The sequence below is a fragment of the Actinoplanes sp. NBRC 101535 genome (assembly GCF_030269225.1).
Lineage (GTDB): Bacteria > Actinomycetota > Actinomycetes > Mycobacteriales > Micromonosporaceae > Actinoplanes > Actinoplanes rectilineatus.
Genome location: NZ_BSSY01000001.1, coordinates 670,903 through 688,878, shown reverse-complemented (window position 1 = coordinate 688,878; position 17,976 = coordinate 670,903). Strand labels below are relative to the sequence as shown.

Below are 17,976 nucleotides of genomic sequence, written 5' to 3'. Positions count from 1 at the left end.
GGCGACGGTCAGTCGGCGCGTTCGGCGGCGGTGAGGCGGGCGGGGAGGGCGGGGCCGCGGCGGCGGGACTTCAGGCGGCCGCGTACGTCCTCGGCGCGCAGGCGGGCCGGCCCGAGCTTGTCGCGGACGGTCAGCCAGGTGCGGGCGGCCCGGATGCGGGGGCCACGGCGGGCCGGGGTGGACAGCTGGTACCCGAAACGGGTCAGCCGGTCGCCGAACACCGCCTCGCACTGGGCGGCCTCCTCCTCCGACAGACGCTCCTGCCAGCTGCTCACCCGCTGCGTGGTCACCTCCGAACGGGTCAGCGAGTGCCACGTCTTGTACGCGGGCACGGCCACCGGGGCCAGCTCGCTCGGACGGGCCATCGCCGGGTCGTAGTCCTCGTCGAGGAATCGGCAGATCGCCCGCAGGTGGGTCTCCGGGTCGGCGACCAGGTCTTCGTACCGCACCTGGTGGTAGACGTCGGTCGGGTAGCTGCGGGCGGCCCGCAGCGACGCGTCGGCGGAGCGTGCCCAGTAATCGATCAGTTCGTTGAAGTCGGCCGGCCGCCAGGGTGTCTCCTTGAGCGACGCCACGCAGTCCCGGCCGTCGCGCATGATGTTGATGATCTGCGCGTCGGGGAACAGTCGCAGAATCACCGGCAGGTTCCGCAGGTACGAGGGCCGCTTGTCGCCCCAGCGCGGTTTGTCGAACCGGTCCGCGTACAGCTTGAAGACGGTGCCGAGCGCGGAGCCGAGTGTCGGCGGGGCGGTCGCGACGGCCGCGATCACCTCGGACGCCTCGAGACCGAGGTCGTCGAAGTGCAGGGTCCCCGTGATCCACTCGGCGAGGGCGCGGCGCTGCGCGGGGTCGCTCAGGTCGCCGAACTCGTGCCGGCGGAAGTACGCGGGCAGCAGGAACCTGCTCTCCGGCGGCAGCGCGATCCGCGGGTGGGCGTGCAGCATCAGCTGGAGCATCGTCGTGCCGGAGCGCGGGCATCCGACGACGAAGATCGGGCGGTCAGTGGACATGGCTAGGCACCATAAACTCCGGTTTGTCCGATTTGCAAAAAAGCTAGCATTTCGGCGGCTTATGTGAGTACCAGTCGGCAATGTGTCCCCCGACCGGGGGAGTGTCGGTCATTGCCCTGTCGTCCGGTTTCGCGTAGTCCGTACACCATGACCGGAGCCGAACTGCTGAGCTACTGCCTGGCCAAACCGGGTGCCTGGAAGGACGAGCCCTGGGACGGCGACACCGTCGTCAAGGTCGGCCCGAAGATCTTCGCGTTCCTGGGGACCGCCGGCGCCACCGTCGGCGTCAAGTGCGGCCGCAACCGCGACGACGCCGGTGAATGGCTGACCCGGTTCCCGGACGACGCGACGGCCAGCGCGTACATCGGCCGGTACGGCTGGAACACCCTGCGACTGGGCGGCGCGATCGGCGACGACGAGATCCTCGAGGCGGTCGACACCTCGTACGACACGGTGGTCGCCGCACTCCCCCGCAAGGATCGCCCTTGACCTGCACCCCGGTTCAGGGGTGAAGCTGACCGGCATGTCGATCGACGTGAGCGCGTACCTCGACCGGATCGGTGTGGCGGCGACGGGAGTGCCCGACGCGAGCCTGCTCCGCGAACTGCACCACGCCCACCTGCGGACGGTCCCGTTCGAGAACCTCAGCATCCACCAGGGCGAGCGCCTCTCGCTGGACGAGGACGCGCTGATCGACAAGATCATACAGAGGCGGCGGGGTGGATTCTGTTTCGAACTCAACGGGGCGTTCGCGCTGCTGCTGAACGGGCTCGGATATCCGGTACGCCGGGTCGCCGCCCGCGTCGGGCAGGGCCCGATCCTCGATCACCTGGCGCTGCTGGTGACCACCCCGGACGACGGCATCACATGGCTCGCCGACGTGGGGTTCGGTAGTCACAGCAGCTATCCGCTCCGGCTCGCGGAACGCGGCGTGCAGCAGGACCCGGGCGGCGCGTTCACGCTGGTCGACGCGGCGCACGGGGACGTTCAGGTGGTACGGGACGGCGAGCCGAAGTATCGCCTGGAGCGCCGGCCGCGGCCGCTGTCGGACTTCACGATGGGCTGCTGGTGGCACCAGACGTCGCCGGAGTCGCACTTCACCCACAAGCCGCTCTGCACCCGGCTGGACGGCCACGACCGGATCACGATCAGCGACCGTACGCTGATCCGGACCCGTGGCGGCGAACGTGAGGAGACCACGCTGACCGATGCCGCCCTGCTCGCCGCCTATCGTGACCTGTTCGGCATCACCCTGGACTCCCCGCCCACCGCCCGGCATGCGGCACCGGCGCCCGCCTGACACCGGTCACCCGGTCAGCCCGCGCAGGATGTCCGCGACCGCGCCGCCCACACCACCGCCGGCCGCGGGCTCCGGAGTCTTCGCCGCGTTTTCACCGTTGTTCGCGGGCTGCTCGGGAGGCTTGCCCGCCGCGTCGGCGCCGGAGCCGCCCGGGAGCCCTTCGGCGATACCGCCCGCCGCGCCACCCAGCGCCCCACCGGCGACGCCGCCGTCCTTGCGCGCGGCCTCGTTCAGCGCGGCGCCGACGTCCTGCAGCGCGTTGGTGACCGCGGCCGCGATGACGGCCAGTTCCCCGCTCGCGCCGGTCAGGTCGTCCATCTCGATGATGGGACGGCCGGCGAGTTCGGTGTAGCTTGCGGTCAGCACCTCGGTATTCGCGGCCAGTTCCGCCCGGGCGGCGGTGACCTCCGCCCCCGCCGCCTGGTAGGCGACGACCTTGCGCTGGTATTCCGCCAGCGCCGCGGCACCACCGCCCAGCACCGACGCGCTGGGTGCCGCGCCCGGCTCCAGGATCAGGAGACCGGCCACCCGCAGGCCACCGGCGACCGCGATGTCGCGGGCCTGCGCCATCCGGGACTGCGCCACGGCGAGACCGTCCGCGAACCGGCTGAACGTGTCGGCGATCGAGCGGGCGTCGTCGTGCAGGGCGCCTGCCTTCGCCGACGCTCCGGCCATCCGGGTACGGAACGCGGACGCCGCCCGTCCTGCCCAGTGGGCGGTGGTCTCGTCCGCCGCGGACTGCAGTGTCTCGACGCTGCGGCCCACGTCACGGGCCAGGGTGCCGCGGAGCCAGTCGGCGGCGGACTGCACCGAGCCCGGGTTCCCGTCGACCGTGGTGTCGATCGGCATCAGTCGGCCCCACCGATCCGCCGCGCGGCGCCGGCGTCCTCGGACGCGTACACCCGGCTCGCCTCGCTGACCCGCGCGGCGGCCTCGCGAAGGCCGGCGCCGAGGGTGGCCGCGCTCGCCGTGAGACGTTCCAGTGCTCCGGCGACCAGGGCGGTCGCGTCTCCGGCGTCGGGGGCGGCGGGCGCTCCCGCCGTGGTGGAGGCGAGGTCGTCGCCGGAGCCGCGGAGCCGGGCGGCGATGGCCTCGATCTGTTCCGGGTCGACGTGCAGGTGGTCCGCCATGATCCTTTCCTCTCCCCGTTCGGTTACTCGCGTTTACCGGCGGCGGAGCGAAACGGTTCGACGACCATGCGTGACTGGCACAAAGCGAAGACGGCCACGCACGACTGGCACAAAGCGAAGACGGCCACACGCGACCGGCACAACGAAGACGGGCCACACGCGAGGCGTACCGAAGAAAGAAGGCCGGACCCGGAGATCCGGGCCCGGCCTCAGCGACTCGGGGTCAGCTGAGCTTCTTCGACTTGGTGATCGCGGCGGTCAGCGCCTCGAGCAGCGGAGCCGCGCCGTTCCACGAGTAGATCGGGACGGCCTGCCACGGGAAGACCTGGTTGGCCTTGACCGCGGGCAGCTCGGCCCACGTCGGCTTGGCGGCCAGGTCGGCCGGCTGCAGGGTGCCGGTCCGCGCGTCCAGGAAGATGATGTCGGCCGCGTACTTGTCGGCGTTCTCCCAGCTCAGCGACTCGTAGTAGTCACCGCCGTCGGTCTTCTCCGGGACGATGATGTCGACGCCGAGCTCCTTGAAGTACATCAGGTCGCTGGAGACGCCCGGGTTCGACACGTAGAAGATGTCGGCGGCACCGGAGCCGGCCAGCACCTTGATGCCGCCGCTGGCCTTGGCGGCGGCGCTCAGGTCGGCGGCGGCCTTCTCGAAGCGGGCCTTCGCCTCGGTGACCTTGGCAGCGCCGAGGTCGGCACCGAGGGACTCGGCGAGGGCCGCGTACCGCTCGATCGGCTTGGTCAGCGGGACCCGGCCGACGGTGATCGTGGCGGTCGGCGCGAGCGAGAGGATCTTGTCCTTGCTCTCGTCCGGGATGTACCAGTAGGCGCCCGGGTCGAACATGTGCGTGACGAGCAGCTCGGGGTTGAGTGCCGCGTACTTCTCCACGGAGAACTCGCCCCAGGCGTTGCCGATGATCTCGACCTTGGTGATGTCGAGCTCGCCGGCCTGGGCCTCGGCGGTGCCGTCGGCCTTCTTCGTCTCACCGAAGACACCGACGATCTTGTCCTGGAGTCCGAGGTCGACGAGCGCGGCGGCGGTGCCGGTGAAGGCGACGATCCGCTCCGGGGTCTTGTCCGCGGTCAGGTCCTTGGGCTGGTCGTCGGTGAACTTCCACGGACCCGCGGCAGCGGTGGAGCTCTCCGGCGACGACCCGCTGTCGTCGGTGCCACCGCAGGCGGCGAGCAGCGCGCCGATACCGGCGGCGCCACCGGCGGCCAGCAGGCCACGACGCGACAAAGAAAGGTTCGAAAACGACATCGTCAGTTCTTTCTCATGGGTACGACCGGCCTCTCGACCGCGTGAATGGTTAGGCTAACCTAACGAACCGAACGCGCGTCAACAGGTGCCGCCGAACCGTGACGGGAGACCTGCACTGTCCACTTATGACACGCCCACTGACCAGCGGCGAGAGCCCGGGACGCCATCGACGCCCGCGGCTGCCTCGCCAGTGGTCAAACGCGTACCCGCCCGTCTGGCCGGACTCCTCGTCGCGCTGCTCGTCCTCGCCGCCGTGGTGGTACTCAGCATCGGCTTCGGCGCCCGGTTCCTCTCCCCCGGCGAGGTCTGGGCCGGACTGTGGGACCCGGCGTCGCCGTTCTACCGGATCGTCCACGAGATGCGGCTGCCGCGTACCCTGCTCGGCCTGATGGTCGGCATGGCGCTCGGCCTGTCCGGTGCGATCATGCAGGCGCTCACCCGCAACCCGCTCGCCGACCCCGGCCTGCTCGGCATCAACGCCGGCGCCGCGGCGGGCGTGGCCAGCGCGGCGGTCTTCCTCGGCGTCGGCACGTTCTACGGCTACATCTGGTTCGCCCTCGGCGGCGCCGCGGTCGTCACCGCCCTGGTGTACGCGGTCGGCGGCGGCCGCACCGCCACCCCGGCCCGGCTCGCGCTCGCCGGCGCGGCACTCAACGCGACGCTCTACTCCTACGTCAGCGCCACCCTGCTGTCCGACTCGCAGGCGATCGAGAAGGTACGCTTCTGGACCGCGGGTTCGCTGGCCAGCGCCGACTTCGCCACCGCCACCCGGCTGCTGCCGTTCTTCGCGGCCGGCCTGCTGGTCGCGCTCGCGGTGGCCCGCCCGCTCAACGCGCTCTCCCTCGGCGACGACGCGGCCCGCGCCCTGGGCGCCCGGCCCGCCGTCATCCGGATCGCGGTGATCGTCGCGGTCACCCTGCTCTGCGGCGGCGCCACCGCGGCCTGCGGGCCGATCGTCTTCGTCGGACTGCTGATCCCGCACCTGGTCCGCCCGATCACCGGACCGGACCTGCGCTGGATGCTGCCGTACACCGCGGTCCTCGCCCCGGTCCTGCTGCTCGGCGCGGACGTGCTCGGCCGGATCCTGGGCAGCCCCAGCGAACTGCAGGTCGGCACGGTCACCGCGGTCCTCGGCGGTCCCCTGTTCCTCTATCTCGTGCGAGTCGCCCGATGACCACCACCGTCCTCGACAAGAGCATCGGCAGCCGAGTCGGCATCCGCCCCCGGGCGGTGACCGTCGGCATCGCCGCGGCCGTCGGCACCGCCGTGATCAGCGTCTTCACCCTGGGCACCGGGGAATACCCGATCGCCCCCGCCGACGTGGTCCGCACCCTGCTCGGCCAGGGCACCACGGCACAGGACTTCATCGTCAACGAACTGCGCCTGCCCCGGCTGATCACCGCGATCGTGGTCGGCATGTGCCTGGCCGCCGGCGGCGCGGTCTTCCAGTCCCTGGTCCGCAACCCGCTGGGCAGCCCGGACGTCCTCGGCATCACCAACGGCGCGAGCACCGCGGCGCTGACCGTGGTGATCCTCGGCGGCAGCAGCACCCAACTCTCCCTCGCGGCGGTGGCCGGTGGCCTCGCGGCGGCCCTGCTGATCCAAGTGATCGGCGGCAAGCACGGCCTGCACGGCTACCGGTTCATCCTGTGCGGCATCGGGCTGGCCGCCATCCTGAACGGGATCAGCGGCTACCTGCTGACCCGGGGCATCCAGATGGAGAACGCGCGGGCCATGCTCTGGCTCACCGGCAGCCTGGACGGCCGGGACTGGCAGCAGGCCGGCCCGCTGCTGATCGTGCTCGCCGTGACCCTGCCGATCCTGCTGCTGGCCTGCGGTCCCGGACTGCGGATCCTGGAGATGGGCGACGACGCGGCGTCCGCCCTCGGCGTACCCGTGAAGGTTCTGCGCACCGGGGCGCTGTTCACCGCGGCACTGCTGGTCTCGTGCGCGGCGGCCGCGGCCGGACCGGTCGCGTTCGTCGCGCTGATCGCGCCGCACCTGGCGAAACGACTCACCCGGGCGCCCGGCCCGAACCTGGTGCCGTCCCTGGCCACCGGCGCCCTGCTGCTGGTCGGCGCGGACTGGCTGGCCCAGCACGCCGGCGACTCGGCGCTCCCGGTCGGCGTGGTCACCGGTGCGGTCGGCGGCGCCTACCTGGTCTGGCTGCTGACCACCGAACGCAAGGCCGGCCGGATCTGATGACCGAATCAAGGAGAGAACGATGACCGGTACGCCGCGGCTGAGCGGTTCGCAGATGACGCTGGCCTACGACAAACGGGTCATCGCCGAAGAACTCAGCGTCGACATCCCGGACGGCTCGTTCACCGTGATCATCGGGCCGAACGCGTGCGGCAAGTCCACCCTGCTGCGCGCCCTGTCCCGGCTACTCAAACCGACGACCGGCACGGTGCTGCTGGACGGCCAGGACGTGCACTCGCTGCCCACCCGGGCCGTCGCCAGGACGCTGGGCCTGCTGCCCCAGTCATCGACCGCGCCGGACGGCATCACCGTCGCCGAACTGGTCGCCCGCGGACGGTACCCGCACCAGAGCATCCTGCGCCGCTGGTCCAGCGACGACGAGCAGGTGGTCACCGAGTCGATGACCGCCACCGGCATCGCCGACCTGGCCGACCGCAACGTCGACGAACTCTCCGGCGGCCAGCGCCAGCGGGTGTGGATCGCGATGGCGCTGGCCCAGCAGACACCACTGCTGCTGCTGGACGAGCCGACCACGTACCTGGACATCGCGCACCAGATCGAGGTGCTGGACCTCTGCGCCGAACTGCACGAACGCCAGGGCCGCACCCTGGTGGCGGTGCTGCACGACCTGAACCACGCGGCCCGCTACGCCACCCACCTGATCGCCATGCGCGGCGGCAAGGTGGCGGCGTCCGGCGAGCCGTCCGCGGTGCTCACCGAGAAGCTGGTGGAAGAGGTGTTCGGCCTGCCCTGCCAGGTGATCGACGACCCGCAGACGGGCACGCCGCTGGTGGTCCCGGCCGCCCGCCGCCGCGCCGCCGTGCCCGATCCCGCCTAGAAACGTTTCGTGGTCAGGGTGCGAAGCCCATCCGCGTGGTGATTTCGGGCGCTCTGGACGCCCGAAGTCACCACACCCCTGGCGGTGTGGTGAATACGGGCGCACTCGACGCCCCAAATCACCACACCGGTGGTGGTGTGTTGATTACGGGCGCACTCGACGCCCCAAATCACCACACCCCTGGCGGTGTGGTGAATACGGGCGCGCTGAACGCCCCAAATCACCACGCTGTTGTGGGTGTGGTGAATACGGGCGTGCTGAGCGCCCGAAATCACCACAGAGGCAGACCCTGACTGCGAAAGGTGTCTAGAAACGTCCCGCCGGCCCGGAGCCGTGGGCGGCCGGCGCAGGCGGGGAGAGCCGCGGGCGCCGGCCGGATCCGGCGGCGTTACAGGGGGTGCTCGATCAGGACCACCGGAACGGAGTGCCCGCCGTACAACTCCGGGATCTGGGTGGAGATCGCGGCGTTGGTCTCGATGGCTTCGCGCAGGACGTGGCCGACCATGAGGGGTCCGGTCAGCAACTTCTGCATCGGGTAGTGCTGAAGCCTCGGGGCCGCCAGGTCACCCACCTGGTCCGCGTTGCCCTCGTGGAGGTCGAGCGTGGACAGGCCACGAATCCGGTAGATGTGTGCCCATGCCGCCCGGGGCATCCGCATCGCCGCTTGCGCTTCGGCGATGGCGGTCGCCGGCACAAGCAGGCTCATCTCTCCCGCCTGTGCGCTCGACGCGAGCCACATCAGGTCGGGATGGCCCTCACCAGCTCGACGACCGCGGAGGCGTCCAGGACTCGAGGCTTCTTCACTCCGACTGCTGCTTCTTGTGGTTCGCCCAGAATTCGGCGATGGCCTTGTTGTTCTCATGCATCCGCCGTTCGTCGTCGGCAGTCCATTCCGGGGCGGGGACGCCCAGTTGCGCGGCGATTTCCCTCATCGATTCCTTGGCCTTCGCCGCCTCGGCGACATAGTCGATCGTCATGCGCCCACGGTAGGGATCGACCAGTCGGAATCGATATCCCCGACCCGGGTGACCAGGTCATCTGTCTATCCCTCTAAAGAACGCGCTTCAGTCGCGCGCGATTCTCTCCAGCATTTGGCGCAGGGTCTGCGGTTCGCTTCGGGACATCTCCGAGGTCCATGCGGCTTCGATCTCGGCGAGCGCATTCCGTGCGGCCCGCTGACCGGCGCGTCCCCGGTCGGTGAGCGCGGCGCTGACGCGCCAGGACTGATCAAGGAGCGAGGACCAGCCCCATCTCGTACGCGATGATGACCAGGTGCACCCGGTCGCGGGCGTCGAGTTTCGTGAACAATCGGGCCACGTGTGCCTTGGCGGTGGCCGGACTGATGTGCAGATCCGTGGCGATCTCCGCGTTCGAACGGCCCCTCCCCACCAGCGTGAGGACCTCTCGTTCCCGGTCGGTGATGCCCTCGGAGCTGCGCCGTGGGACGGCCGGTGGCGCCGGCGGCGGGGCCACGAACTGCTCGATCAGGCGGCGGGTCACACTCGGGGCGATCAGCGCGTCGCCGCCCGCCACCACGCGGATCGCTCCGAGGATGTCGTCGAGGGCCATGTCCTTGACCAGGAATCCGCTGGCTCCCGCGCGCAGCGCCGCGTACACGTAATCGTCGTCGTCGAACGTGGTGAGCATCAGCACCCGGGCCGGGTCGGGGCCGGCCTGGATGTGGCGGGTGGCTTCGATGCCGTCCATCACCGGCATCCGGATGTCCATCACCACCACGTCGGGTCGTTCGTCGCGGGTGAGCCGGACCGCCTCGGTGCCGGTGGCGGCCTCGCCGACGACCCGCAGGTCGCCGGTGCCGTCGATCAGCACCCGGAGTCCGCTGCGGATCAGTGGCTGGTCGTCGGCGAGCAGCACCCGGACGGTCATGCGATGCGCTCGAGGGTCGGCAGCGGGATGCTCGCCGTCACCCGGAATCCGCCGGACGGTCCGGGTCCGGCGGTGAACACGCCGTCCAGCAGGCTGATCCGTTCCCGCATGCCGGCGATGCCGTAGCCGGGGCCGTCGGCGGAGCCGCCCCGCCCGTCGTCGGTCACGGTGACGGCCAGGGTGGTGGGGCCGCGGTCCACGAGGACCGCGCAGTGGCCGGCCCCGGAATGCCGGATCACGTTGGTGACCGCCTCCTGGATGATGCGGAACGCGGACAGGTCGATGTCCGGTGGCAGCGGGGTCCGCTCGCCCGCCCAGCGTAGATCCACCTCGACACCGGCCTGCGCGGTCCGGGTGACCAGGCCGTCGAGGTCGGCGAGGCCGGGCGCCGGGTCGAGGGGTGCCGGTCCGGCCCCGGTGTCGTGGCGGCGCAGGGTGCCCAGCATCCGGCGCAGGGAGGCGGCGGTGTCGCGGCTGGTCTCCTCGATGGCGGCGAGGGCGTCGCGGGCCGCTTCGGGTTGGGTGTCGATGACCCGGCGGCCCATGCCGGCCTGCACCGAGATGACCCCGATGCTGTGCGCGATCATGTCGTGCAGTTCGCGGGCGATGCGCAGGCGTTCGGCCTGAACGGCCCGGTCCTCGGCCTGCCGGCGTTGCGTGGCGGCGTACCGGCGGCGTTGCCGCAGCGAGTCGCCGATCACCCAGGCGGTGATCACGGCCAGCACCTCGATGGTGATCATGGTGAGGACGTCGGAACGGCTGGCGAACAGGGCCATCGCGATCTGGACGACAGCGACCAGCGCCGCGGCCGGGGCAGACCGTTGCCGGCGTTCCCGGGCCGCCACGTACCCGACCACGATGTCGAGCGCCACGAACAGGACGTAGGTGGCGACCTGCGCGAGGCCGTCCTCGCCGGCGACGAACAGCACACCGATGCCGCTGACGAGGATCAGCAGCAGGCCGGCGAGCGGGGTGCGGCGTAGCAACGGCACCGGGAGCAGCAGGGACAGGCCGGCCGCGACGGTCAGCACCACCTCGTGGCCGAACGGCATCAGCACCGCGGCGAGCAGGGCGACCGGGAAGAGGAGGGCATAGGCCCAGGCGCGTACGGCGGACATGCGGTGATCGTAGGAAGCCGGCCGGGGGCGGGGCATCGGCCCGTGGGATTACGCCCGCGGGCCACCTCGGGGGCCGCCCGCGGGACGATGACGGGCACGGCGCCGCTCCGGCACCTTCTGCGGCATGGTCAGAGCGTTGCGAACCTTCCTCGTCGCCGTCGTGGTGGCGGTGACCCCGTCGGCCGGTGTCCTGCTGGCGCCACCCACCGCCCCGGCACGGGCCGGTGCCGCCCCGGACCTCGGGAGCATGCCCCTGGTCGATCGGTACGCCGCGAGCCGCCGGCTGATGACCGGATACCCGGCGGGCGACTACCTGTTCTTCGACGCCCGGGGCCGGGGACGGGTGGTGCAGGTGTTCGGCGACCTGGCGTCGGCCCCGCGGATCGTGGTGCTGGTGCCCGGGATGAGCAACCGGCTGGCGAACTTCTGGCGCGGCGTGGGCGGTGAACGCTTCCGGTCACCCGCGGTCCAGGCCGCCGATCTGTGGGCCGCCACCTCCGGGGTGGCGGTGATCGCCTGGCTCGGTTACGACGCGCCGCGGACGTTCGGTGAGGCGGGACGCCCGGATCTGGCCGAGGCGGGCGCCGACGCCCTGGTCCGGTTCGTCGACGACCTGACCGCGCTGCGCCCGGACGCGACCGTCGCGGTGTTCGGGCACAGCTACGGCTCGACGGTGATCGGCCATGCCGCGTCCCGGCTGCCCGCGCGGGTCACCGACATCGCGGTCTACGGCAGTCCCGGGATGGGCGTGGACACCGTCGCCGCCCTGGGCACCTCTGCCCGGGTCTGGGCCGGGTGCAGCGCCGGGGACGCGATCCGGCTCGTGCCGGGTGTCCGGGTGCTCGGTCTGGGTCACGGCCGCCACCCGGAGGACCCCGGGTTCGGCGCACGACCGTTCCCCACCGCGGACGTGTCCGATCACGATCACTACCTGGCGCCCGGTACCGACTCGCTGGCCGCGCTCGCCGCCATCGCGGAGGGAACGGGGGAAGTCGCGTGAGGGACCGGACGATCGACGCCCTGCGTGCCGTCGCCATCGTCGGCGTGGTGCTCGGGCACTGGCTGGTCTCGGCCGTGGTGGTCGGCGACGACGGCGCCTGGCACGGGGCCAGCCCGCTGACCGGCCGTCCCACGCTGGCCCCGGCGACCTGGTTCCTGCAGACCCTGGCCCTGTTCTTCTTCGCGGCCGGATTCGCCTCGGCACGTAGGCACACGACGCGCTCCCGGAGCGCCAACCGCTGGAAGCCACTGATCGCGCTGGCCGTCGTCGGGGTCCCGGCGATGGGCCTCCTCACGCTCACCGGCGCCCCGGACAGCACCCGGCACGTGATCCTCTCCCTGGTCACCCACCCGATGTGGTTCCTGCTCGTCTACCTGGCCCTGTCCGCTCTGGCCCCGCTGCTGCGCCGGGTGGGACTTCGTGGCGTACCCCCGCTGGTGGCCCTGATCGTCCTCAGTGACATCTGGCGGCACCTGGCGCCGGCCGGCCGGCTCACCGTCCCGGCGACCCTGATCGGCTGGTCCGTCCCGTTCCTGCTGGGCATCGTCCTGGCCGACGGCCGTCTGCCCCGCCGGGCCGGTGCGGTCCTGCTGCCCGGCGGCCTGGTCACCGGCACGCTCCTGGTGACCGTCGCCGGATATCCGCCCAGCGCGGTGGGCGTCCCCGGCGACGGCTGGTCCAACCTCGCCCCGCCGTCACTGTTCACCCTCGCCCTCGGCGCCGCCCAGATCGGCGTCTTCCTGCTGGTGCGCCCGCATCTGGGCCGGTGGCTGGAGCGTCCGCTGATCGGGGCGCCGGTCGCCGCGCTCAACCGCCACGCCCTGACCGTGTTCTGCTGGCACCAGACCGCCCTGCTCCTGGTCACCTCGGCCGGGGCGGTCGCCGGAACACTCCCCGGCCTGCTGGACACGCCGACCGGGGACTGGCCGCTGCACCGGCTGCTCTGGATCCCGGTCTTCGCCGTCGCCCTCGCCGTGCTCTGTGCTGCCTTTCCCGGCTCCGCTGTGCGAAGGTCAAGCGAATCCATTGTGGTCGGTCAGGGGGACAGCGCATGGGGGACGGGACAGTCGGCATCGTCGGCGCGGGCATCGTCGGACTCGCCATCGGACGGGAGATCGCCCTGCGGCGCCCCGGGACCCGCGTCGTCGTGATGGAGAAGGAAGCCGAGGTGGGCCGGCACCAGACCGGCCACAATTCGGGGGTCGTGCACGCCGGCATCTACTACCCGCCCGGCAGCCTCAAGGCGGAACTCTGCACCCGCGGGCGGTCGCTTCTCCGGGAATACTGCGCCGAACACGACATCGCCTATCAGGAGTGCGGAAAACTCGTCGTGGCGGTGCACGCCGGCGAACTGGGCCGGTTGGACGAACTGGAGAAACGGGCGCGGGCCAACGGCGTACCCCATCTGAGAAGAACCGACGCGGCCGGGATCCGCGACATCGAAGCGCACGCCACCGGCCTGGCCGCGCTGCATTCCCCGGAAACGGCGATAACCGATTTCCCGGCCATTGCGCGAAGACTTGCGCTCGACATCGAGAAAAGCGGCGGTTCGGTACGCGTGAAGAGCCCGGTCACCCGCATCACCCGCGATCCGGGCTCGATCACGGTCGTGGCCGGCGACCGGACCGAACGCGTCGAGCACCTGATCGTCTGCGCCGGCATCCACACCGACCGGGTGGCGCAGCTGGCCGGCGACACCGCCGAACCCCGCATCATCCCGTTCCGCGGCGAGTACATGGCCGTCCGCCCGGAGAAGGCCGGCCTGGTCCGCGGCATGATCTACCCGGTGCCGGACCCGAGGTACCCGTTCCTCGGCGTCCACTTCACCCGCCGCGTCACCGGCGTCGTCGAGGTCGGCCCGAACGCGGTGCTCGCCACCGCCCGCGAAGGCTACCGCCGCACCGCGGTCTCGGCCCGCGACCTGGCCGGCATCGCCACCTGGCCCGGCACCTGGCGGATGGCCCGCAAGCATTGGCGCACCGGGATCCGTGAGGTCGGCGGTTCCCTGTCGATCGGCCGCTACATGGCTGACGCGATGCGTTACGTCCCGGAGATCGGCCCGGGCGACGTGGTGCGTGCGGGGGCCGGGGTGCGCGCCCAGGCCCTGGACCGCAACGGCACCCTGGTGGACGATTTCCGCATCCACCGGCTGGGCGCGGTCACGGCCATCCGCAACGCCCCGTCCCCCGCGGCAACCTCATCTTTGGCGATAGCCGAACACGTGGTCCGCGAGGTGTTCGGAAGCTGACGCGCCGGTCTTTACTCAGGGGTACTCGTCGGCGAGGCGGCCCTGCACCGCGCGATCGGCGGCCGGCAGGTGATGCACGAGCAGCTCGCCCGTCTCGCCGAAGCCGCAGACCAGCCCAACGTTCAGGTGCAGGTGCTCCCCTACGCGGCCGGCGCGTACATGCCCGAGGTCGGCGGTTTTCAGGTGCTGCGCTTCGCCGACAGCGAAGCGGGAGACGTAGCCTGCGTGGAGATCCTGGGCAGGACGCTCTATCTGGATGACCGAGCCGAGGTCGAACTGTACCGAGACGCCTGGGAGGACGTGCGGGAGAAAGCCGCTCCGCACCGGGAGTCACTGGACTTGATCAGAGCGGCAGCCGAGGAGATGAAGTGATGGCTGACAAGGGTTACGACCACCTCGACCGGAACGATCTGGCGTGGCGCAAGGGCAACCGCTCGTCGGCAGCGGCGGCGACTGCGTGGAGGTCGCCGATCTGCCCGACGGCGGCTTCGCGGTGCGGGACAGCAAGGACCCGGACGGCCCGATTCTGTTCTTCACTCCGGGCGAACGCGCCGCGTTCGTCGCGGGAGTGCGGGAGGAGAACCTCCTCTGAGCAGCCACTCGCCTGACCGGAACGGGCGCATGATCGAGAAGGCGGCCGACGACGGGGATCTGGACCTGCTGCGCGAGCTGATCAACGCCGATCCGCCGCCGCACGACGTGCTGCTGCGGGTCTTGGCGACGGCCCGTGCCTGGTTCGGCCGCGACCCGGCGACCGAACTGCGCGAACGGCTCGGTGCACCGGACGCGACGGTCGAGACCGGGGTGCTGACGTTCGAGGAGTATCTGCCGACCGTGCGGTGGGTCCGCGCCGTCGCGCCCGATGGCCGCCGGGTCGAGGTGCGACTCGCGCACCGGGCGATCGTCACGTTCGTCGAGTGGGCTATCGGCCTCCGGGCGCCGCGGGACGAACTGCTCGAACGCGCGCTCTGGTCGGGCGACCCGGAGTCTCAGGACTGGTCGGAGGTCGAGGTCGCGATCAGCCGCCGGGTGCCGGTCGACGAGAGCGCTCAGTGGGCGGCCGGCAAGCTCAGCGATCCGGATCCGATGGCGCGACGGTTCGCCGCCGGGCTGTTGCACGGGATGAGCTTCGACATGGAGGGGAAAGCCTGTGTCGGGGCGCTGCGCGACCGTTTCGGGGTGGAGTCCGACGGTGCGACGCTCAGCTCGGTGATCGGCGCGTACGCCAACTTCCTCGACGACCGGCCGGCGATGCCCGAGTTGATCCCGCTCGCCCGCGATCCCCGCGTCGACGTGCGGTGCCGGGTCGCCGGCGAACTCATGACCGATGCTGACGGGCAGCCGGCCGAGATTCTCGCGGCGCAGCTCGGCCTGACCCACGACGAGGATCCGACCGTGCGACGGGTGGCGCTGTCGGCGCTGTCCCACGGTCCGGCCGACGTGCCCGCGATTCGCGAGCTGCTCGCCCTCCACCTGGCCGACGACGATCGGCATCTGCGGGCCGAGGCGGCGATCGGCCTCGCGCGGCGCGGGGACGGCCGGGCGTTGGAGGAGTTGCAACGGCTGGCTCAGGAGGACGGCTACGAGTCGTCGACCTGGCACTCCTACTGGGGCCTACTCAAAATGCTCGAGTAGCGGCCGTCATCAGGGTCCGCGTGGTGACTTCAGCCGCCCATCCCTCCCGAGAACACCACACCCCACCACGGGTGTGGTGATTTCGGGCGTCCAGCCCGCCCGTAATCACCACACCGCCACGGGTGTGGTGAATTGGGGCGTCCAGCACGCCCGAAATCACCACACCACCAGAGGCGTGGTGAATTGGGGCGTCCAGCACACCCGAAATCACCACGCGGATGGGCTTCGTACCCTGATGACGAAACGCGTCTAGCCGGCGGGGGTGGCGGGCAGGCGGACGGTGACGACGGTGCCGTGGGGGCGGTTGGCGCGGGCGCTCACCGCGCCCCCGTGCTGGGCCGCCGTCTGCGCGACGATCGCCAGGCCCAGGCCGGAGCCGGGCGTCGCGCGGGCCGCCGTCGAGCGGTAGAAGCGATCGAAGACGTGTGGCAGGTCGGAAGCGGCGATGCCCGGGCCGTTGTCCGCGACCGTCAGACGGGCGCCGCCCGGGCCGTCGGCGTGCAGGCGGGTGCGGACCGTGCCGCCGGGCGGGCTCCATTTGGCGGCGTTGTCGAGGATGTTGACGGCCATGCGTTCGAGTTCGCCGGGGCGGCCCAGGACGGTCAGCGGGCTCAACTCGGTGTCGAAGGTCAGGCCGGGGGCGCGCAGGCTGACCCGGTTGATCGCGGCGGTCACCACCTCGGCCAGGTCGACCTGTTCGATCGTTTCGCGGCTGCCCTCCTCGCGGGACAGTTCGACGAGTTCGGTGGTCAGGGTGGTCAGTTCGCGGACCTGGGCGTCCAGGTCGTGCAGCAGCTGGGCGCGTTCCTCCGGGGGCAGCCGGTGGGCCAGTTCCGGCTGGCGTTCCACGGCCAGCAGCAGTTCCACGTTGGTGCGGATGCTCGTCAGCGGGGTGCGCAGTTCGTGGCCGGCGTCTTCGACCAGGGCGCGCTGGGCGCTGCGGGAGGCGTCGATCGCGGTCAGCATCGCGTTGACGGAGCGTCCGAGCCGGGCGATCTCGTCGTCGCCGGCCACGTCGATCGGCCGGGTCAGGTCCATCGTGACGGCGACGTCCTCGACGGCTTCGGTCAGCCGGTCGACGGGGGCCAGGCCGGCGCGGGAGACGGTGCGGCCGAGCAGGGCGGCGCCGGCGATCCCGGCCGCGCAGCCGACGGCGAGGAGGGCCGCGAACAGGGCCAGGACCCGCTTGTCCGGGTCCTGGTCGAGGGCGACCTGGACCGCTCCCCCGCCGTCGACCGGCACGGTCAGCATCAGGTAGTCGCCGGGGCCGAGGGTGACGACCTCCTGGGTCTCCTCGTTCCCGCCGGCGGCGATGGCCGCGGCGGTGTCGGTGACCGGCAGCGGGGTGGCGCTGCCGCCGATGACGGCGCCGGTCTCGTCGATGATCTGCCAGCAGGGGCCGATCTCCTTGTGGCCGGGTCCGGGGTCGGGGCCTTTGCGGGTGCTCTGGGTGGCCAGCCACTGTGCCGGGTTCTCGGCGATCGTCCCGGCGTCGGCGAGGAGTTCCGCGGAGACCTTGCCTTCCTGGATCTCGCGGACGGTGAGCCACGCCCCGCCGGAGACCAGCAGGACGGCCGCCGCGACCGCCCCGGTGACCAGCAGCGACAGCCGGTCGTGCAGGGTCCGTGCCCGCCACCACCGTTTCACAGCGGCTCCTCCCGTAGCACGAATCCGACTCCACGAACGGTGTGCAGCAGCCGCGCCTCGCCGTCGGCCTCCAACTTGCGCCGCAGGTAGCCGAGGTAGACGTGCAGGCTGTTCGAGCCCTCGCCGAAGTCGTAGCCCCAGACCTGTTCGAAGAGGGCCGCCCGGGAGAGGACCTGCCGCGGGTGGCGCAGGAACACTTCGAGGATCTCGAACTCGGTCCGGGTCAGGCGCAGCGGGCGGTCGCCGCGCCACGCTTCCCGAGTACGCGGATTCAGGCGTACCTCAAGAAAGGAGAGGCCGTCACCAAGGGAGGAGAGGCCGTCCCCGGTCGGTGTGGACAGGGCCGAACGCCGCAGCAGTGCCCGCATCCGGGCCAGCAGTTCCTGGAGGGCGAACGGTTTGACCAGGTAGTCGTCGGCGCCGGCGTCGAGGCCCGCGACCCGGTCGCCGACGCTGTCGCGGGCGGTGAGCATCAGGACCGGGACGAGGACGCCTTCGGCGCGGAGCCGGCGGCAGGCTTCCAGGCCGTCCATGCGGGGCATGTTGACGTCGAGGATCAGGGCGTCCGGCTCGTTGTCGCGGACCGCTTCGAGGGCGTGCAGGCCGTCGCCGGCGATCTCCACCTGATATCCCTGGAACCGCAGGGTGCGCGCCAGGGAGTCGCGCACCGCCGCGTCGTCCTCCACCACCAGGATCCGCATGC

Annotated in this window: 20 protein-coding genes and 1 pseudogene; 11 read left to right on the top strand and 10 right to left on the bottom strand. The window is 71.4% G+C overall.

The genetic code is table 11. From position 1 onward, the window contains the following. Positions 1–8 precede the first annotated feature (8 nt). Positions 9–1,010 (bottom strand): sulfotransferase, encoded by a 1,002-nt coding sequence (locus QSK32_RS02945; protein ID WP_285471130.1) that lies wholly within the window; start codon positions 1,008–1,010, stop codon positions 9–11. Positions 1,011–1,157: 147 nt separating this feature from the next. Here QSK32_RS02945 and QSK32_RS02940 point away from each other — a divergent pair, with 147 nt between their 5' ends. Next, the gene (locus QSK32_RS02940) at positions 1,158–1,499 is read left to right on the top strand and encodes an MmcQ/YjbR family DNA-binding protein (protein ID WP_285471129.1); all 342 of its coding nucleotides are present in this window, start codon (positions 1,158–1,160) and stop codon (positions 1,497–1,499) included. A gap of 34 nt (positions 1,500–1,533) precedes the next feature. Next, on the top strand, positions 1,534–2,310 hold the full coding sequence (locus QSK32_RS02935) for an arylamine N-acetyltransferase family protein (RefSeq protein WP_285471128.1): 777 nt from the start codon (positions 1,534–1,536) through the stop codon (positions 2,308–2,310). Positions 2,311–2,316: 6 nt separating this feature from the next. Here the strand turns inward: QSK32_RS02935 and QSK32_RS02930 are convergent, their stop codons facing one another. The 3 genes from QSK32_RS02930 to QSK32_RS02920 all read right to left on the bottom strand — a co-directional run bounded on the left by QSK32_RS02930 (position 2,317) and on the right by QSK32_RS02920 (position 4,698). Beyond that, positions 2,317–3,159, bottom strand: a complete 843-nt coding sequence (locus QSK32_RS02930; protein WP_045742906.1) for a hypothetical protein — start codon at positions 3,157–3,159, stop codon at positions 2,317–2,319. Then, entirely contained in the window at positions 3,159–3,440 is a 282-nt protein-coding gene (locus QSK32_RS02925) for a hypothetical protein (RefSeq protein WP_052720507.1), read from the bottom strand. Before QSK32_RS02925 ends, QSK32_RS02930 begins: the two co-directional genes overlap by 1 nt. A 223-nt stretch (positions 3,441–3,663) precedes the next feature. After that, the gene (locus QSK32_RS02920) at positions 3,664–4,698 is read right to left on the bottom strand and encodes an ABC transporter substrate-binding protein (protein ID WP_045742907.1); all 1,035 of its coding nucleotides are present in this window, start codon (positions 4,696–4,698) and stop codon (positions 3,664–3,666) included. Positions 4,699–4,933: 235 nt separating this feature from the next. Between QSK32_RS02920 and QSK32_RS02915 the strand changes: the two genes are divergently transcribed. The 3 genes from QSK32_RS02915 to QSK32_RS02905 are packed head-to-tail and all read left to right on the top strand — an operon-like array spanning position 4,934 to position 7,738. Next, a complete protein-coding gene (locus QSK32_RS02915) occupies positions 4,934–5,872 on the top strand; it encodes a FecCD family ABC transporter permease (RefSeq protein ID WP_211275390.1) in 939 nt (312 codons plus the stop codon). Next, positions 5,869–6,900 carry a FecCD family ABC transporter permease gene (locus QSK32_RS02910; RefSeq protein ID WP_045742908.1) on the top strand — a complete coding sequence of 344 codons (1,032 nt, stop codon included), beginning with the start codon at positions 5,869–5,871 and terminating at the stop codon, positions 6,898–6,900. The genes QSK32_RS02915 and QSK32_RS02910 overlap by 4 nt, the downstream gene beginning before the upstream one ends. 22 nt (positions 6,901–6,922) lie before the next feature. Then, entirely contained in the window at positions 6,923–7,738 is an 816-nt protein-coding gene (locus tag QSK32_RS02905) for an ABC transporter ATP-binding protein (protein WP_045742909.1), read from the top strand. 388 nt (positions 7,739–8,126) lie between these two features. Here QSK32_RS02905 and QSK32_RS02900 read toward each other — a convergent pair whose 3' ends face one another. From QSK32_RS02900 to QSK32_RS02885, 4 genes are all read right to left on the bottom strand, one after another. Then, entirely contained in the window at positions 8,127–8,444 is a 318-nt protein-coding gene (locus QSK32_RS02900) for a hypothetical protein (RefSeq protein ID WP_245673975.1), read from the bottom strand. A 94-nt stretch (positions 8,445–8,538) separates the two neighbouring features. Then, complete coding sequence (locus tag QSK32_RS02895; RefSeq protein ID WP_157411060.1) at positions 8,539–8,715, bottom strand: hypothetical protein; 177 nt, start codon at positions 8,713–8,715, stop codon at positions 8,539–8,541. A 250-nt stretch (positions 8,716–8,965) separates the two neighbouring features. Then, positions 8,966–9,625, bottom strand: coding sequence for a response regulator (locus QSK32_RS02890; protein WP_285471127.1), 660 nt, complete (start codon positions 9,623–9,625; stop codon positions 8,966–8,968). Then, positions 9,622–10,743, bottom strand: a complete 1,122-nt coding sequence (locus QSK32_RS02885) for a sensor histidine kinase (protein ID WP_045742911.1) — start codon at positions 10,741–10,743, stop codon at positions 9,622–9,624. The genes QSK32_RS02890 and QSK32_RS02885 overlap by 4 nt, the downstream gene beginning before the upstream one ends. Before the next feature lie 124 nt (positions 10,744–10,867). Between QSK32_RS02885 and QSK32_RS02880 the strand changes: the two genes are divergently transcribed. The 6 genes and pseudogenes from QSK32_RS02880 to QSK32_RS02855 all read left to right on the top strand — a co-directional run bounded on the left by QSK32_RS02880 (position 10,868) and on the right by QSK32_RS02855 (position 15,626). After that, on the top strand, positions 10,868–11,743 hold the full coding sequence (locus tag QSK32_RS02880; RefSeq protein ID WP_285471126.1) for an alpha/beta hydrolase: 876 nt from the start codon (positions 10,868–10,870) through the stop codon (positions 11,741–11,743). After that, entirely contained in the window at positions 11,740–12,894 is a 1,155-nt protein-coding gene (locus QSK32_RS02875; protein ID WP_052720509.1) for an acyltransferase family protein, read from the top strand. Before QSK32_RS02880 ends, QSK32_RS02875 begins: the two co-directional genes overlap by 4 nt. Then, entirely contained in the window at positions 12,795–13,991 is a 1,197-nt protein-coding gene (gene lhgD, locus QSK32_RS02870) for an L-2-hydroxyglutarate dehydrogenase (RefSeq protein ID WP_045742912.1), read from the top strand. The genes QSK32_RS02875 and lhgD overlap by 100 nt, the downstream gene beginning before the upstream one ends. 33 nt (positions 13,992–14,024) lie before the next feature. Then, a pseudogene (locus QSK32_RS02865) lies at positions 14,025–14,363 on the top strand (DUF5753 domain-containing protein); the annotation flags it as partial. A gap of 43 nt (positions 14,364–14,406) precedes the next feature. Next, positions 14,407–14,583, top strand: coding sequence for a DUF397 domain-containing protein (locus QSK32_RS02860; protein ID WP_211275387.1), 177 nt, complete (start codon positions 14,407–14,409; stop codon positions 14,581–14,583). Between the two features lie 29 nt (positions 14,584–14,612). Further along, the gene (locus tag QSK32_RS02855; RefSeq protein ID WP_052720511.1) at positions 14,613–15,626 is read left to right on the top strand and encodes a HEAT repeat domain-containing protein; all 1,014 of its coding nucleotides are present in this window, start codon (positions 14,613–14,615) and stop codon (positions 15,624–15,626) included. Between the two features lie 249 nt (positions 15,627–15,875). On the opposite strand, the gene QSK32_RS02850 is transcribed toward QSK32_RS02855, so the two are convergent. Together QSK32_RS02850 and QSK32_RS02845 are read right to left on the bottom strand one after the other, a co-directional pair. Further along, entirely contained in the window at positions 15,876–17,273 is a 1,398-nt protein-coding gene (locus tag QSK32_RS02850; RefSeq protein WP_285471125.1) for a HAMP domain-containing sensor histidine kinase, read from the bottom strand. Then, complete coding sequence (locus QSK32_RS02845) at positions 17,270–17,974, bottom strand: response regulator transcription factor (protein WP_045742914.1); 705 nt, start codon at positions 17,972–17,974, stop codon at positions 17,270–17,272. Before QSK32_RS02845 ends, QSK32_RS02850 begins: the two co-directional genes overlap by 4 nt. Positions 17,975–17,976: the final 2 nt, after the last annotated feature.

Coding starts and splice junctions, on each gene's coding strand:
- lhgD (WP_045742912.1), top strand. CDS start 12,795: ATGGGGGACGGGACAGTCGGCATCGTCGGCGCGGGCATCGTCGGACTC.
- QSK32_RS02895 (WP_157411060.1), bottom strand. CDS start 8,715: ATGACGATCGACTATGTCGCCGAGGCGGCGAAGGCCAAGGAATCGATG.
- QSK32_RS02855 (WP_052720511.1), top strand. CDS start 14,613: ATGATCGAGAAGGCGGCCGACGACGGGGATCTGGACCTGCTGCGCGAG.
- QSK32_RS02935 (WP_285471128.1), top strand. CDS start 1,534: ATGTCGATCGACGTGAGCGCGTACCTCGACCGGATCGGTGTGGCGGCG.
- QSK32_RS02945 (WP_285471130.1), bottom strand. CDS start 1,010: ATGTCCACTGACCGCCCGATCTTCGTCGTCGGATGCCCGCGCTCCGGC.
- QSK32_RS02930 (WP_045742906.1), bottom strand. CDS start 3,159: ATGCCGATCGACACCACGGTCGACGGGAACCCGGGCTCGGTGCAGTCC.
- QSK32_RS02845 (WP_045742914.1), bottom strand. CDS start 17,974: ATGCGGATCCTGGTGGTGGAGGACGACGCGGCGGTGCGCGACTCCCTG.
- QSK32_RS02890 (WP_285471127.1), bottom strand. CDS start 9,625: ATGACCGTCCGGGTGCTGCTCGCCGACGACCAGCCACTGATCCGCAGC.
- QSK32_RS02910 (WP_045742908.1), top strand. CDS start 5,869: ATGACCACCACCGTCCTCGACAAGAGCATCGGCAGCCGAGTCGGCATC.
- QSK32_RS02905 (WP_045742909.1), top strand. CDS start 6,923: ATGACCGGTACGCCGCGGCTGAGCGGTTCGCAGATGACGCTGGCCTAC.
- QSK32_RS02900 (WP_245673975.1), bottom strand. CDS start 8,444: ATGAGCCTGCTTGTGCCGGCGACCGCCATCGCCGAAGCGCAAGCGGCG.
- QSK32_RS02885 (WP_045742911.1), bottom strand. CDS start 10,743: ATGTCCGCCGTACGCGCCTGGGCCTATGCCCTCCTCTTCCCGGTCGCC.
- QSK32_RS02925 (WP_052720507.1), bottom strand. CDS start 3,440: ATGGCGGACCACCTGCACGTCGACCCGGAACAGATCGAGGCCATCGCC.
- QSK32_RS02920 (WP_045742907.1), bottom strand. CDS start 4,698: ATGTCGTTTTCGAACCTTTCTTTGTCGCGTCGTGGCCTGCTGGCCGCC.
- QSK32_RS02880 (WP_285471126.1), top strand. CDS start 10,868: ATGGTCAGAGCGTTGCGAACCTTCCTCGTCGCCGTCGTGGTGGCGGTG.
- QSK32_RS02940 (WP_285471129.1), top strand. CDS start 1,158: ATGACCGGAGCCGAACTGCTGAGCTACTGCCTGGCCAAACCGGGTGCC.